The organism is Bacillus sp. GW823-FHT06A11, from assembly GCF_058795355.1.
This window is the reverse complement of the sequence record NZ_JBXAHS010000009.1, coordinates 15,553-30,549: the sequence shown is the minus strand read 5'-3', so window position 1 is coordinate 30,549 and position 14,997 is coordinate 15,553. Positions and strand designations below refer to the sequence as shown.

Here is a 14,997-nt window from a genome sequence, read left to right as displayed (position 1 = left end):
TTAATCATTTAAAGATTTAAATTATCCCGTTTATTTTGATTTAAAACTCGTTCAATCAAGTGAATTTTTTTGAATATAGCTTTTCAAAGATTGTATTCATTTTCCGGGATTGGTTTTCAAATAAATTTTTATCTAGCAATTTATAGACTTGCTCTTTTACTCCATTATTACTATTCATTATTTCTTCAATTTCCAAATCGTTTAAATTAGCAATTAAATTTATATCAGTTAAATTTAAGTCCATATTATTAAATACTAAATCAAAATACTCCGAAAATCCCTTGAACTGATTCAGGTAGTCTTGAATTTCTTTTTTTTGAATACATCCATTTCTATACAATTCAGTTAAAATAATTAAATTTATTTCAACTGAATCTGGATATACCCTAAACTCACTTTTTTGGTTCTCTATTTTAAAAACAGTATCTTCTAAAATTTTAACATTTATTTTTTCATTAGAAGAACAAATTCCCTTTATTAGTACGCTGTAGTAGAAAGAAATTTCGTTGTGTTGCAAATCATCTTTTTTATGTTCTATTTCATTTATTAGATTTTGTACTATATCTAACACTTTATTTTGTTGAGTATCAGTTATACCTTTAATAATTGGCAAAATTATTTCACTCAGTAATTTATAAAGGGAAACATAGTCCTTTTCTTTAAATTTAGAATTAATTAATTCTAAATAAACAGATATTACAGAAGTATCGATTAAATATTCGTTACTGTTTGTATATATCCTGGTTAAATTTGTATATAAACGGTCGGTGTCTAATTCCCAAATCCTGTTATTTTGCTGATATATTTTCAAATATGTAACTAAATACTTCACAACTATTTCTTGACTTATCAATTCTCTATTGGCCCCTGAAACTATAAATTTGTTTACGTACTTAAATTCATTCACATGCATTTTCTCATTGAAAATCAGCAATAGCTTTTCAGCAATCAAGTTTATTTGATTAAATTCTAAATTTAGTTTTGACAGCAATGTCAGCAAGTTACAAAAGTAACTTGCTTTTTTGAGTTTATCCTTATTTTTTATAATATTATTCAATACTGTATCTAATAGTTGCATTAGATAATCTAATGCTTCTGGCTCTATATTTATCTGTCTTAAATGGTATTCATTAAAAATTGCTTCTAGATCTTTTGTTTTTAACTTGGTTACCATTATATAAACTGTAAATAAGTTCAATTCATCGATTTTATCCACTTTAAGATCTGAGAAAATTCCCTTTGAATTATTTTCAGATTTAGTACAGTAACTTGCAATAATGCCCTCAATAAATCTTTTGTATAAACTTTGAACTTCACTGTATTTTTCTAAACACAAATAATTTGCCTTTATAAATAACCATATATTAGTGATTATATGAAAGTTTCTATCCAACGCACTATTAATTGAAAATCCACCATTTTTAATAGTGAGTTTTGTTTTCTTTAATTTTTCCACTTCTTTCGTTAATCTATTTTGCACTTTATATATCAAATTGAAATTTTGTATTTCTTTTACGAACTCTAAACTTTTTCTCTCTTTGTAAGGCAATTTTAAATATATTTCTTCTAAATCTAGTTCCTCAATTTCTAACTTTGTTTCTGGATCTATAATATCAAAATAAAATTTAGTTAACATATCCCCAACATGCTTTCGATTAAACTCGGATATGTAGTAAATTAAATATTCCTTATCAGAAAAAGATTTCAAAGAGATACTTTTATAATATTTATATGCCTCTAAAAAGTTGTCCGATTCATAATAAGAAAATGCTTGTTTCAGCATTGAAAAATAGTCCCTATCTAAAATAAGGTTATTAGGGTTTTCAAGATTTTTTTGTGCGATTAAACTATCAGATGCTATTATTTCATTTATTATCTTATTTAGATATGCATTACCTTCGTTTTCATAAAATAGTATTTGTTTATCTTTAGAAATGCCATCAATATTTGCTTTGTTAAATGTTAAGCGTATTTTCTTAAATAAATCATCGTTTTGAAGCTGTTCACTTTTAGAAAATATGCTAGTTAATATATTTTCATCATGTAAACAATTTATGGTTTTATCACCATACAAGTCATAACTGATCGACTTCAAATTCAAACTTTTAATTATTTGCTCTGGCATAATAAAATTTAATTTCTCAAAGCATCTTAATTTATCATATATGTACTCTAAGCCCTTTAAGCCATTAGAGTTATTAAAGGTGGTACAATATTTTATTACATCATATAGTTTGTTTCCCCTCCAGTTTGAGTCATCGAAAATATTATTTTGTGGCAAAGAATTTATCTCATCATAATATATAATATTTATTCCACGGTTTTTATAATAGTGATGTTCCATTCTAGAATATTCTTTACTACTTTCAATGAGGTAAGCCGGTTGAAAATGATTCTTTACAATACTTTTAACCCATTGAAATATCAAATTAAAATTAGGATCATTAACAGAATAACCTATAAAGAGGACTGTATTGGTAGCAATTAAAGATTTTAAATAGTTTTCAATTAATGTAAAGTTAGATGAATAGTTTAAATAATCATCTTCTTTCAAAACTATATTTCTGTTTTCAAAATCGCCGTGCATTTTAATAATTGTTTTATTTAAATTATCATAGGGTAAATCAAGATCATGTTTTACCACATGGTAAAAATGCCCTCCCTCAATAGCCGCTTCTTCTAGTAAAGTATCATAATTTGTAGTTATAATATGAGTGGGATTAAGTTTAAATATTTCATTGTGTAAAGGATTAGTTTTATACTTTCTAGAGAAAAAGACTTCATTTAATTTCTCAAAATATTCCTTTTCTCCCCTCTCGTTATAATAAAATTGAGGTATCTTTAAATATGTATCTGTAGAGTTTTTATTATCAAACTCCCCTAAATCTTTAGACATCTCAGCTATTAGTTCTCCCCATGTAGGGATTCCTGAATTTGCGGATACCCCTGCACCTACAAAAACGACTAATTTATTACTCTTACTTGCTTCTTTAATCTTTCTTATACTTGTTTCTACAAAATAATCACTCATTATTATTTACCTGCTTCCCTATAAAATTTCTCCTCTATCTTTTTTTACCATAAAAACTTTTTATATTTCTTCAGCCATGAAACTATTATGGTTAATTATATTTTATTCATTTGATTTCCTTATTTTTAAAGTAGACTTTATAAAATTGTCTAAGAATCTTTAAACTTCTCAAATTTGTAAGATGAAATAAATCTCTATCAATATAATTCATTAAACTGACCTATTATTTTAAGTATAAGCGAACGAACGTTCAACATCCATATTTAAACAAGTTAATTATTGAAACCGTGTGTGTTCGTTTCTGATAGCCAAATTGTTATCAAGATACGAAAACAAAATACTCTTAAAATGAAAAGAACACTATTCTTTTTGTAAAAATATACAGAAAGGATACTGTCTTTTTAGCTATATGGATAGTGCAAAACCTTAGTTTTATAGTGATCTATCGGTGCCTTATATATGTTTTATTATTATTTCTGTTACATGTATACATTTACATAATCTTTATAAGAGTCTTGTAACTGTTAACAGGACTCTATTTCTAAATATTCAAGAGGCCATTTCATATCTTCGATCTGTTCTTTGCTCCGAATTGGTTGTACATCAATTAAATATTGCTTTTTATTCATCTGTTTTTTAATTCCTTTATTTTCAATGATTTGAATGTATACTTTTTTGTCTATTTTTATAATTTCAATGAAATCAAATGGAAGTCAACGTTTAAGGGGAAATGAAAGTAAACTTTTGGCTAAAAGTTTACATTGGAGTTTTGGATCATTTATAACTAATTTTGTAATAAATTTCTCAATATAGATATACTTGTTAATTATGGTTCAAATATTCAAAATTAACCAAAGATAAATTATAATAAAAATATGATGGTTATCCTTTTGTTTACTCCTTGTGCTAAAGATAAGATCGTTTTCGCCGATCTTATCTTTTTTTATTTATGATTTTTCATATAAAAAAAGAATCCTTATCATAAGGATTCTGTAACAGGAAACAACAAATATATAATAAAGAGAATTACTTATATTATAATTTAATAATCACAAATTAAATATTTGGGAGTGTGGTGGGGTATGGGGAAAGTAAAGGAATTAGAATCAATAATAAAAGAATTAGAAGAAGAGATACAATGGCGGGATAATCATATTATAGAAATTAATGCTGATAATACACGGGTATTAGAACAGTCAATGGAAGTAGCAAGACTTATTGAGTTGTATGATAAATTCATTAGGAAAATGAATTTAGAAGATGAATTAAAGGTATTCTTGAAAGAAGAGATAAACAGTTACAATTAAAGAACAACACGCAATATAAATGGTTCTGGTGCAAAAATTTTAATATACATGTAGGCCATATATTTACCTCCTAAGGTTTAACCCATCTTTTATCAACATAGAAGATTTGAATTAACTATGAACCAGAGAATACCGATTAAATTACATGTAGCTTGCTTTCTCAAAGTATGGGCAAAAACACCTGTAAAATAAATAACCAGTTCCTTAACGTACAAGGAACTGGTTAAAATCTGTCCAATGTGTGTCTAAACGTACAATTTTCTTTTTTTGATATGGTGAGCCCATGCCCATCAACTTAAGAATTTATTTTACCCCCAATTGTAAAAAAAAACGCCATCCTTTCCTATAAATCTACAGAAAGAAAGCGTATTTTTTCATTTTAAGGGGTATTTTATTTTGTTAGCTTGATAGTGATGTGGCGGTATCCCAATTAGGAATGTCGGAAATATGAGACGGAAGCCCCAACAACATATCCTACTAAGCATATAAGTAAGATATCCCCACCGTTACCTAAAAAAACATTAGATTGTATTTTTGAAGGATTCACTAACTCATTAAAATAAGGGATAATATTCATTAATCTAAAGAACGCATATAATATTATAAATTGCCAACTAGTTAGTGTAGCATCTTTTAAAATTATTTTTTGACGCTCATCTTCTTTAGAAAATCCCGTTTCATCACCTGATATTCGTTTAGTAAATGTTATAATCAACGAAACCAAAATCCCTGCAATTATTACAATAATAATATTCATAAAACTATCCTCATTTCCTATAAGTTTTTTGATAAATAAAGAGTGTATCCACTGTAGAGTCTAAAATAAATGCAATACTGAATGCTAATTCTAAAGTAGGATCATATTTATTATTTTCAATAGCATTTATTGTTTGTCTACTGACCTTACACATTTCTGCCAATTTCCCTTGAGAAATACCTTTATGTTCTCTAAACTTTTTAATTTGGTTATGCATCTCAAATACCTCATCTTTTTTGATGATATGTAAAATATGTTTTACATATCATATGATAAATAAAAAACGGATATGTGTCAAATACTTTTTACATATATCCGTTTTAATATTAGGGGTCACCATACATGGGCATCAGCTTAAGAGATTTTAATACCCTCAAATACTAAAAAACGTTATTCTTTCTAAATAAACTAAAATTTGAAAGGATGATGTTTTCTTATGCATTTTTCGATTCAAGATAAATTACAATCATTTGCGGAAGAATTACAACGATATGTTACACCTGTATTCTTAGAAGAACTTGCAAGAGAAATCGGATTTATAAAACGAAAACGTAAGTTTTCTGGTTCAGACTTAGCTACTATTTGCATTTGGATCAGTCAACGAGTAGCAAGTGATCCCTTGGTTCGATTATGTAGTAGGCTTCATGCAGCGACAGGAACTTTACTCAGCCCTGAGGGCTTAAATAAACGTTTAAATACAAAAGCAGTTTTGTTTTTAAAACATATTTTTTCTTTACTGTTACAACAAAAAATATGTGAACAAACACAAATTCCTAACCAACTTTTCTCTTATTTTGAGCGAATCCGTATCCTAGATGCCACCGTATTTCAAGTGCCAAATGCTTTAAAGAATATATATCCGGGCTCTGGAGGATGCGCCCAAACAGCGGGCATCAAAATTCAATTAGAATATGATTTACATAGCGGGCAATTTCTTAATTTTCAAGTGGGACCAGGCAAAAATAATGACAAAACATTTGGTACGGAGTGCTTAGATACCTTACGACCAGGAGAGTTATGTATTCGCGATTTAGGTTACTTTTCATTGGAGGACTTAGATCAAATGGATCAACGAGGTACATACTATATTTCTCGTTTGAAATTAAACACGAATGTATATGTGAAAAATCCAAACCCAGAATACTTTAAAAACGGTACAATTAAGAAACAATCGGAATACATACAAATTGATGTGAAACAGATTTTGAAACAACTACAGCCTGGAGAAACATTTGAATTAGAAAATGCTTATATTGGTGATAAACAACAACTGTTTGCACGCGTTATTTTTAATCGATTAACAGAAAAACAACTCCAAAAACGACGAGCGAAGATCGCGGAAAAAGAAAAATCTAAAAATAGAACGTACTCAGAGAAAAGTAAAATGATAGCGGGATTAAACGTGTACGTGACGAATACACCTTGGGAATGGGTTCCGATGGAACAGGTACATGAGTTATATACTTTACGTTGGCAAATAGAGATTGTCTTTAAAACGTGGAAATCACTCTTTAAAATAGACCATTATCGTAATGTAAAACAGGAGCGATTAGAGTGCCAACTATATGGAAAGCTAATCGCTATTTTCCTATGTTCCTCTACAATGTTTAAAATGCGCCAACTTCTTTTACAAAAGAAGAAAAAAGAATTAAATGAATATAAAGCGATAGGGATGATACAAGATCATCTATTTCTCTTATATCAAGCCATACAAAAAGAACCCCAAGAGATAACAAATCTTCTGATTCGCTTGTTCTACCTTCTACAGAAAAATGGGCGGAAATCTCATCGATATGAGAAGAAGACTGTCTTTGATATCATGGGTGTTATCTATGAATATAGTGGATTGAAAAAGCAAAAGAAAGCTGCATAAGTAAAAAAATGAAACCCGTTAGGGTTTATTTCGTATGCTTATTTTTAAAGAAAACACACATTTTAAGAATTTCTTCATTTATGTAAATGTAAGTTTATCTTATTTTTGAGCTTAAGTTGATGGGCATGTATGGTGAGCCCTATGAGCAAGCTGTTCAGTGACAATAAAGTTGTTTAATTTTAGTCTAAGAAATGTAATAACCACCTACTAAATTAAATTGTAGGTGGTTTTAAAGTTATTTAAAATTAAATTTAATTGTTGTAGCCTGTAATTTATAAAAATAATAAAGTTGGTTAATTCTTCTTCAACTAATGCCTCTTATTGAAAAAAGTAGCTTGCTCCATTTACTAAATTTTCATCCTATTTTACATAGCTTAATCTGCCTCAACATCTTTTTCACCTAAATTTTGAACAAATCTTAATAGATAACCATCAGGGTCCATAATTAAAAATTCTTTTTGTCCCTTTAATTTAGTATCAGCTCTATACCAATTCTCTTGAATATCAAATTTAATTGGATACTCGTTCTTTTTCAAACTATTATATAGTGGATCAATATCATTTATGATAATTTGAAAATTAATTCCTCTTCCGTAGGGATAAGATAACTCCCCAGTACTCCAATGACCATTTACTTCTTCAATCATAATCTGGCAGTCATTTAAAGACAGTAAAGCAAACTTATCCTCTGGTCTTTGATATTCAATTTTAAACAGGAGAATTTCCGAATAGAAATTTAAACTTTGCTCTATATCTGAAACTGATAGCTCTGGTATTAATGCATTGAGTTTGTGCAAAAATGCTTCCCCCTTTGTTTAAGTTATTGATTATTATAACACTTACTATAAATTCTTCTTCCATTAAACTACTTCGTTAATCCTAAAAGAAGTAAACAACTTAATTATTTTTTAAAGGACTTTATTATAAATTAAACAACTTTATTATCTCTACACACAAGCGGTAGAAATTAAAGTAACTGTACAAGTTCAACATACATATGAGTAGATAGAAGGAAAGATGAGAATTCGCATCACATATTTGTAAAAGATATTTTGCGTTTTGAGCACTCTGAATAAACTTTTCATAAATAAGTTGAATTTCCATAATAATAATCTTTTTCTATAATAGCTATCTTTTAGTATGTAACGCGAACCGGAAGTATATGTATAATATTTAATAAAGTAAAATTGATAAATGTAATCGTTTTTTAGAACAGATTATCGTTTCATGTCTGTTCTTTTTTGCGTGATGCTGGAGAAATATATTCCTCCAGCATTTGCCGTTTTATGACAAAATATATTGGTAACTTTTTTAAAAATAAGGTTAAATTCGTTGACAACTTTTTTGAAAAGCACTTTATTTACATGAGTTTTAGAATGATGTTTCATAGTCATTGTATTGAAAAAAATCGACGGTCTTGTCGAAAAGTAAAAGTTAAAAAAAGAAAGAATTTATACATATATCTTGTGTCTTATTTTGAAACGTAATACAATATATGGATAAATCAAGAAACAACATACAGAGAGTATAGATTGAAAAGGGAGGGTCGGAAATGTTAGTTGCATATGATTCTATGACAGGAAACGTGAAGCGTTTCATTCACAAATTAAATATGCCGGCCGTTCAAATTGGTGAAGATCTAGTAATAGATGAAGACTTTATTTTAATTACGTATACAACAGGTTTTGGCAATGTACCAGAACGTGTTTTAGAATTTTTAGAGCGCAATAATGAAAAATTAAAAGGTGTATCTGCAAGCGGCAATCGTAACTGGGGAGACATGTTCGGTGCAAGTGCTGACAAAATTTCTGCTAAATATGAAGTGCCTATTGTATCAAAATTTGAGTTATCAGGAACAAATAACGATGTAGAATATTTTAAGGAAAAGATGGTAAGTTTGTTTAAAAGAGATAGAGTCTAAAATATGGACGTTTTTACACGCTTCTCGATTAACCCCTTGTTTTTGCTCGTAAAGAAGTAGAGGCATTATCTTAGTTTAAACATATATGCGCTCCTAGATTGGGTGTACGGTATATTACTTAATCCCCCATAAAATAACCCTATACAAGGGGTTAGCTAAATTCAACATACTCAATATTTCTAATTAAGTACATATGTATTTATTTTTAAATATAATTTAACAATCCACTTTAGAAAAACAAGGACTCTTTTCTTCAAGATTATCTTGAAGAAGATGTTGGAATGGACGTGTGTGTTACCTGTGTTTTTGGTTATAATGAAAGAATATTAAACGGCTTAATCTTTCACGTTCTAGGAAAGTATATTAAATATTTTTATTGTACCACTTGTTTTTCACATGATTAGTAGGGTTATATACAGAAACAATACGTTTTTCTTTGATGGAAGGAATAAATTAAGGAAAAAGTAACACAATTAGGTAGTAATAGTAAGTAGAAAGATAGTTAACCGAAGGAACATCAATTTTTTTCAAGACAATAAAGGATAATTTAATAAATTATTTAACGTAGTATTAGTAGAACAAGGTACTACTAAAGCAGTGTTAATTTTTTGGAAGAATTGTTTATACTTATAGATAAGAATATTTTTTCTAGAAATAGATATTTTTTTCTGAAAATAGAAATCGAATCGTCTATAATAAAGAAGAAGACATTTTTCTCGCAAAATAAAAAAAACTATTGACGAATGGTGATGAAATTTGGTCTATTTATAGAGACAGCATTTTTTACATATGAATAATTTTCCATTCGAAGGCAAAAAAAATAAAGCCTATTGTGCGGGCTTTTTGTGTTACTAAAATTCACGGATTGCCGTCCGTTTTATATAGATGCAAATGGTCAAAGCTTAAAAAAATTCACTTAGAAAGGGTTTTGCAAATGATTATTACAAAAATTTCATTGTTTTTTGCTACAATTACCGAATTTGATGTGTTAAAAGCTTTATTCTCTACGCTTCTGGGTTTAACATTTACGAGTATGTATTCAGTTTATAATGCATTGTGCCCAGTATGGAACACTGGGTGTGTGATTACAGTACCAATATTTTGGGGTCAAGCCCGTTTTCAATTGTTTGGTGTAATCGGTATATTGCTAGGTTGGATTGCATTTTGTTTATATCTCTGTTTTGGTTTGAAAACAACTATCTGGTTTGTAATTGGTTGCTTTCTGTTTGTAATGATTACTTTCGCTTTTCAAATGCTTGCCGGCATTTGTAAGCGAATATTTAATAATAAAGATAAAGATAATAAGTATAGTCTGTAAGGCTTGCCGGCCTTTGATTTTATACCTTCCGCTTGCGGAGGGTATTCTTTTTGAATTTTGTTAGTTAACTGTGTAAGTCTGCTGACAACAGAACATCCTCGTTAGTTAACCTTGTAGGTCAGTTTACTACAAAGTATCCTTGTTAGTTAACTCGTGAGCTTGTCTGTGCATATGTAGTTGCTAGTCTGCAACATAACAACTACGTTAAATATAACAAAGAACTTCAAAGAGTTCAAGCGAATTGAAAAAAAATAATGAAGAGAACCTTGAATTTTATCAGGAAATGGTGTAGTAGACATTATCGCCTAATCATATACAACATATTCATGATACTTCTAAGTTTTTGATTAATATTTGTTTAGAGAGTTAGTAAAAACGAGATACTAGTGACGCCTTTGTTAAGTTTTGGTATGTTTTTAATTATTTAATACGGTACGTGAAATTATTATGGGTTGTAATTTAAAGCCCCCATAGACCATAAATCTATGAGAGCTGCCTAAGGGTATTTCTTATTGGACTTGCTTCTATTGTAGCAAGCTTTCACCAAATAGCAAAAACATAACGATCCAAAACCAAATAATTAAAAGAAATGTACTCTTAAATCCTCCCACAGCGAAAATGTTTCTCCTTACATTTTTATCATCCCTTCTTATTTGTCCTTTGGTTCTCCAAACCATTCATACATTGCCTGTCGGCTTATAATCCATTCCTTACGCTTCCCTTCAGGATGCAAAAAGTACTTCACTAACCCTTCTTGTAGCATGCGCTCTAATTCATCTAATTGCTTCTCGTTCATTAGAGAGGGGCTATATTTATTCTTAATTGTCTCACGAGGAATCCCCCAATAAAAAGCTGCTTCAGATGGTGTCATGTATTTATCAATTTCTTTCATGGGAAACCTCCTTTGTTTGTGCTTTTCCTTTTATGTTACAATAAATAAAGAAGGAAATGGACTAGATTTCCTTCTTCTTCAGTCACTCATTAACTAAGCCCTTTGTTTGCTGTTAAGCAAATGAAGGGTTTTTATTTTGCTTGTTTATATTTACTATCTATGACAGCCAAACGGATCAACTTCAGTTTAATATCCTTACTAAGAGAAAGCCATTCAGATGCACCGATTTTCATATCTTTTTCCTCCCTATTCCCTTTTTATACTTTAAGAACATTAACCCCTTAAACATTTGTATTTTATACTAATTTAACAACTAGGGAATCCTCATCATATTCATGAATGTGTAAATCATAGTGTATTTCTGTTGCATCCAGTACTTTACAAAACCTCTGATAGTAAGCCGAATTACTTACTTCCATGCCAATTTCTCCATTCTTAAACAGATACTCTAAATCATCAATGATTTCTTTTACTGTATTCTCCAATATTCTCACTCCTTACCTTTATAAAATAACCTTATAAGGTTATTTTATAGCAAAACAATCAACCTTACAAGGTTATTTATTTATTTTTCAGATGTTTTATAAAAAATTCTTTATAACATCCCTAACTCACTTTAAACTGATTATTTTCGCCTACAACGTATCCTTTGTTATTTAGGTCTTATGTCATTATCTTTTAAATAAACATTGTTTATATCGAAATCTGAGAAGCCGTTTTTTGATGAGAGTATGATTTTTTCAAGTTAATTCCTAAAAATAACAAAAGAGCTGGATTTTCATCACAGCTCATGTATTAATTGGTTCTGTATATGTACATGTAGGATATTGAGAACAATCAAAAAACTTATTTCCTGTTTTATTTGAATTACGAACCACTAAATCATGTCTACATGTGGGACATTTCCGTTCTGCAGGTTTTATCCCTTGATACACATCTTCAGCCGAATATTCGGGATTGATTTTATTAATCAATTTCTGAAGTTCTACACGATCTATAAGTTTTATATGACAAGCTTCCGCTAATTCTTTCGCCTGCCTTGTATACACACTGTTTGTTACAACCCAGCCCTCGTGTGCTTTATAATAGGCTTGCGCTGCATATATCTCCTGTACGGCACTGATGCCGACTCTATTTTTCATTCCGTAGCGTTTCGCCTGGATTACAATACGATTCTTCCCCTTCAATACCAGATCCGCTCCGAAATCATTTGATTGCTTTGTGACTGTTGGAGAATAACCCAACTCTCGGAAGAGAGATTTTAGGTATACTTCGAATTGATGGCCGTCCATTTTGTCTATATAGCGAATACCGGACTTAGCCATTCGCTTTAATATTCTTCGCTGCTGAATCTTCCGGTACATAAATTTACAAATACGAAAAAGAACATAAAGGATAAAACCATACATCAAAATTTGTAATATGTTTGGCATTTCTGGTAGATTAGACACTTCGCTCCACCTCTTTAATTGGTTTCATTTTCTTTGGTTGGGCGGTTTCTTTTGCCTGTTGCTCACTCATTTGTTTCTTTCGGACATCGTTCCAATCCTTTTCGTTTGTTGGAATATCCTCTTTAAGATCTACAAAGCATTTCATTGTCTGAATGAAGTCTTTTCCAGCCTTATCGTTATCAACTGCCATGATGACCTCTTTAATATCGTGTCCTTCTTTTTTCGCATCCATTAAAGATTGAATCACTGTTTTTGACTTTAATCCATGCATAGAAACCAAGCGAGCGTTTTGGATATTATTTTGTTTAATGCTCCAATGAGATAACATGTCGATTGGATCTTCATAAAAATAAATCTTATCCGGTTTACCTACATCAACCGTAAAACCGGCATTGATTTTTTCATAATTCGGGACAATTTGCTTAAAACTACCCCTTTTATTCTCCATTTTGACCGTACCTTGACGGTTCATTCCAATGACTTGCCCTTTGCCTCCTTCTTCCCTCCATTTGAACACCACATTATTTTTCTTATCCTGGGCGATGAAATCCTTTTTAATCAGCCAATTCACCAGGCGAGGATCTATTTTCCGTTCATGAATTAGATATTCCTTTATCTCTGTTTGCTTATTTACTTCCAAGTGTTTTGGATAACTAAATGGCTGTTGCTCTTTTTTACGCTCCTCTTCAGCTTTTGAACGATCAAACTCTTTGTAGTCCCCCTTCTGAATGTCCATCACAGCTTGTGGAAATGTCATGTCATAGTACATCATTGCAAAGCTAATCGCTCCATATCCTTTTTCCCCTCGACTATTCCAAGCGTACTGATTCCCTTTGATGATGAGACTGTCATGCTCCGTATGGCGATAATAGTTTCCTTCTTTCTTAAACGTTTCTCCTTTTGCTTCCAGATATGAAATCAAGTCAACTTTTCTTGCTTCCATCGCATCCTCCGCACTGACATATGCCATTACGGAATCCCCCCTTTACTCTATAAAATGAAATAAAAAAGAGGACTATTCCGTTTCCTAGTCCTCTTTTGCTACGTATAGTTGATACATTTCATTTTTAGATATAAAAAAATTACTCTCCGTTATCTCAATTGAGTAACAAAAAATGATTTAATCTGTTCTTCTAGCTATAAAATTTTTCATCGTTCCATTTCCATTGTTTCTCTTTTTCTACTTGATTTCTTTGTAGCCTTTGATTGCTCTACACTACCGGACTCCAGGCTCTTTTCCTCTTTTTTCTTATTCGTTTGTTTTCCGCTCAATGGCTGAATTTTTTTATCTATATCCATGTCCTTTGAAGTTATTGACTGATTCACCGTTATTCCTTCTTTTCCAAGCTTCTCATCCACCTGGCTTTCTAATTTTACTACGTGTTCCTGGCTTACCAACTCATTATCAATGGAAACATACTTTGTTGTATAATATCGCTCTTCAGCTTTTACACGAGTGACAATACTATCAATATTATCTGGTGTTTCTTCATATTGTGAACGTCTGTATGCTTCGTATTTCCGGCTTAAATCCTTATCTAATGTAGTTGATTCTTTTTCTTTTGAAGGCTGAATTTGTTGATCTAAAGAGGCAATAGGTGCATATCCTTCCTTTTTCATTTCTTTATACAATTCCACGGCTTTTTCATTAAATGAGTGATCTTTTTGTTCCTTCTCTTTATCAGCTAAGATTCCATATCGTTCACCTTTTACGAGTTCATCTAGACTCATATTTGCATCCTTTTCATGAATAACAAATGATAAATTTCCTCTTCCATCAAAAATAGAACTTTGAACCTTTTCATATAAATCTGGTTTCAAAATGTTATCTAAATAGACATTTTCACGCTTCCCGTTCTTCTCCATTAGGGAAACATATAAATCGTTCCAATCTGTTTTATCTTGATTCCATACAGACAAATAATTTATATCTTTCGTAACAGCATCCATCATGTGGATTCTTGCAACTTCTTCATCTTGCATATACTTCGTTAACACTTCAATTGTAACTAAATGATTAGGTGTTTCTTTCGATTTTTCTAATGTACTTTCTTGTGCTTTCCCTATCTTTTTTGTTAAAGTTTGCACCTCTTCGTTCTTTTCTTCCGATGATTTTGTTTGATACTTATTCTTATAATTTTCACCCATGTACTTCGCCTACCCTTTCACTCACTTTTTGCAATTCCTCCATTTCTTCTTCATTCCATCTTTCAGATGTATCAAAGAACAGCTCATGAGTTTTTACATTAACCGGAACTAACATATTTTCTTGATTCATAACATGGATTGCTAGTTCTCTCACTTGTTTTCTTGTAATTTTAATTGTTAATTCTTCCTCTTTTACAAGCAACACAATATCATCTTCTCCAATTTCTTTAATGACTCCTAATGCGATATCTTCATGGAATAATAACATCCTTAAAACCTCCTATTTTTTTTATAAAAAA

13 protein-coding genes and 2 pseudogenes are annotated in these 14,997 nt (G+C 30.4%); 4 read left to right on the top strand and 11 right to left on the bottom strand.

Annotated elements, in window-relative coordinates; genetic code table 11:
- Positions 1-55: 55 nt before the first annotated feature.
- Both AC1Q8L_RS26940 and AC1Q8L_RS26935 read right to left on the bottom strand, forming a co-directional pair.
- Entirely contained in the window at positions 56-3,031 is a 2,976-nt protein-coding gene (locus AC1Q8L_RS26940) for an SIR2 family protein (RefSeq protein ID WP_492339527.1), read from the bottom strand.
- 548 nt (positions 3,032-3,579) lie between these two features.
- A pseudogene (locus AC1Q8L_RS26935) lies at positions 3,580-3,660 on the bottom strand (tyrosine-type recombinase/integrase); the annotation flags it as partial.
- Positions 3,661-4,113: 453 nt separating this feature from the next.
- Between AC1Q8L_RS26935 and AC1Q8L_RS26930 the strand changes: the two are divergent.
- The gene (locus AC1Q8L_RS26930; RefSeq protein ID WP_000521112.1) at positions 4,114-4,338 is read left to right on the top strand and encodes a hypothetical protein; all 225 of its coding nucleotides are present in this window, start codon (positions 4,114-4,116) and stop codon (positions 4,336-4,338) included.
- A gap of 430 nt (positions 4,339-4,768) precedes the next feature.
- Here AC1Q8L_RS26930 and AC1Q8L_RS26925 read toward each other — a convergent pair whose 3' ends face one another.
- On the bottom strand, positions 4,769-5,095 hold the full coding sequence (locus AC1Q8L_RS26925; RefSeq protein WP_001021365.1) for a hypothetical protein: 327 nt from the start codon (positions 5,093-5,095) through the stop codon (positions 4,769-4,771).
- A gap of 10 nt (positions 5,096-5,105) precedes the next feature.
- Complete coding sequence (locus AC1Q8L_RS26920; protein ID WP_492339526.1) at positions 5,106-5,312, bottom strand: helix-turn-helix transcriptional regulator; 207 nt, start codon at positions 5,310-5,312, stop codon at positions 5,106-5,108.
- Between the two features lie 219 nt (positions 5,313-5,531).
- Here AC1Q8L_RS26920 and AC1Q8L_RS26915 point away from each other — a divergent pair, with 219 nt between their 5' ends.
- Positions 5,532-6,968: an IS4 family transposase gene (locus AC1Q8L_RS26915; RefSeq protein WP_492339525.1), complete on the top strand. Its 1,437-nt coding sequence runs from the start codon at positions 5,532-5,534 to the stop codon at positions 6,966-6,968.
- Between the two features lie 374 nt (positions 6,969-7,342).
- Here the strand turns inward: AC1Q8L_RS26915 and AC1Q8L_RS26910 are convergent, their stop codons facing one another.
- Complete coding sequence (locus AC1Q8L_RS26910) at positions 7,343-7,765, bottom strand: bleomycin resistance protein (RefSeq protein ID WP_063259545.1); 423 nt, start codon at positions 7,763-7,765, stop codon at positions 7,343-7,345.
- Between the two features lie 755 nt (positions 7,766-8,520).
- On the opposite strand from AC1Q8L_RS26910, the gene nrdI reads away from it, so the two are divergent.
- Together nrdI and AC1Q8L_RS26900 are read left to right on the top strand one after the other, a co-directional pair.
- Positions 8,521-8,889, top strand: coding sequence for a class Ib ribonucleoside-diphosphate reductase assembly flavoprotein NrdI (gene nrdI / locus AC1Q8L_RS26905; protein WP_097822497.1), 369 nt, complete (start codon positions 8,521-8,523; stop codon positions 8,887-8,889).
- Between the two features lie 934 nt (positions 8,890-9,823).
- Complete coding sequence (locus AC1Q8L_RS26900; RefSeq protein ID WP_097822496.1) at positions 9,824-10,207, top strand: hypothetical protein; 384 nt, start codon at positions 9,824-9,826, stop codon at positions 10,205-10,207.
- Positions 10,208-10,856: 649 nt separating this feature from the next.
- Here AC1Q8L_RS26900 and AC1Q8L_RS26895 read toward each other — a convergent pair.
- The 6 genes and pseudogenes from AC1Q8L_RS26895 to AC1Q8L_RS26870 all read right to left on the bottom strand — a co-directional run bounded on the left by AC1Q8L_RS26895 (position 10,857) and on the right by AC1Q8L_RS26870 (position 14,966).
- A complete protein-coding gene (locus AC1Q8L_RS26895) occupies positions 10,857-11,099 on the bottom strand; it encodes a helix-turn-helix domain-containing protein (protein ID WP_097822495.1) in 243 nt (80 codons plus the stop codon).
- Positions 11,100-11,395: 296 nt separating this feature from the next.
- Positions 11,396-11,584 (bottom strand): hypothetical protein, encoded by a 189-nt coding sequence (locus tag AC1Q8L_RS26890; RefSeq protein WP_097822494.1) that lies wholly within the window; start codon positions 11,582-11,584, stop codon positions 11,396-11,398.
- A 303-nt stretch (positions 11,585-11,887) separates the two neighbouring features.
- On the bottom strand, positions 11,888-12,550 hold the full coding sequence (locus tag AC1Q8L_RS26885; RefSeq protein ID WP_098566835.1) for a restriction endonuclease: 663 nt from the start codon (positions 12,548-12,550) through the stop codon (positions 11,888-11,890).
- Entirely contained in the window at positions 12,543-13,520 is a 978-nt protein-coding gene (locus AC1Q8L_RS26880; protein ID WP_098566834.1) for a DUF3991 and TOPRIM domain-containing protein, read from the bottom strand. The genes AC1Q8L_RS26885 and AC1Q8L_RS26880 overlap by 8 nt, the downstream gene beginning before the upstream one ends.
- A gap of 179 nt (positions 13,521-13,699) precedes the next feature.
- Positions 13,700-14,698: pseudogene (locus AC1Q8L_RS26875) on the bottom strand (LPD25 domain-containing protein); the annotation flags it as partial.
- A complete protein-coding gene (locus AC1Q8L_RS26870) occupies positions 14,691-14,966 on the bottom strand; it encodes a hypothetical protein (RefSeq protein WP_097822491.1) in 276 nt (91 codons plus the stop codon). The pseudogene AC1Q8L_RS26875 and the gene AC1Q8L_RS26870, both read right to left, overlap by 8 nt.
- Between the last annotated feature and the right edge of the window lie 31 nt (positions 14,967-14,997).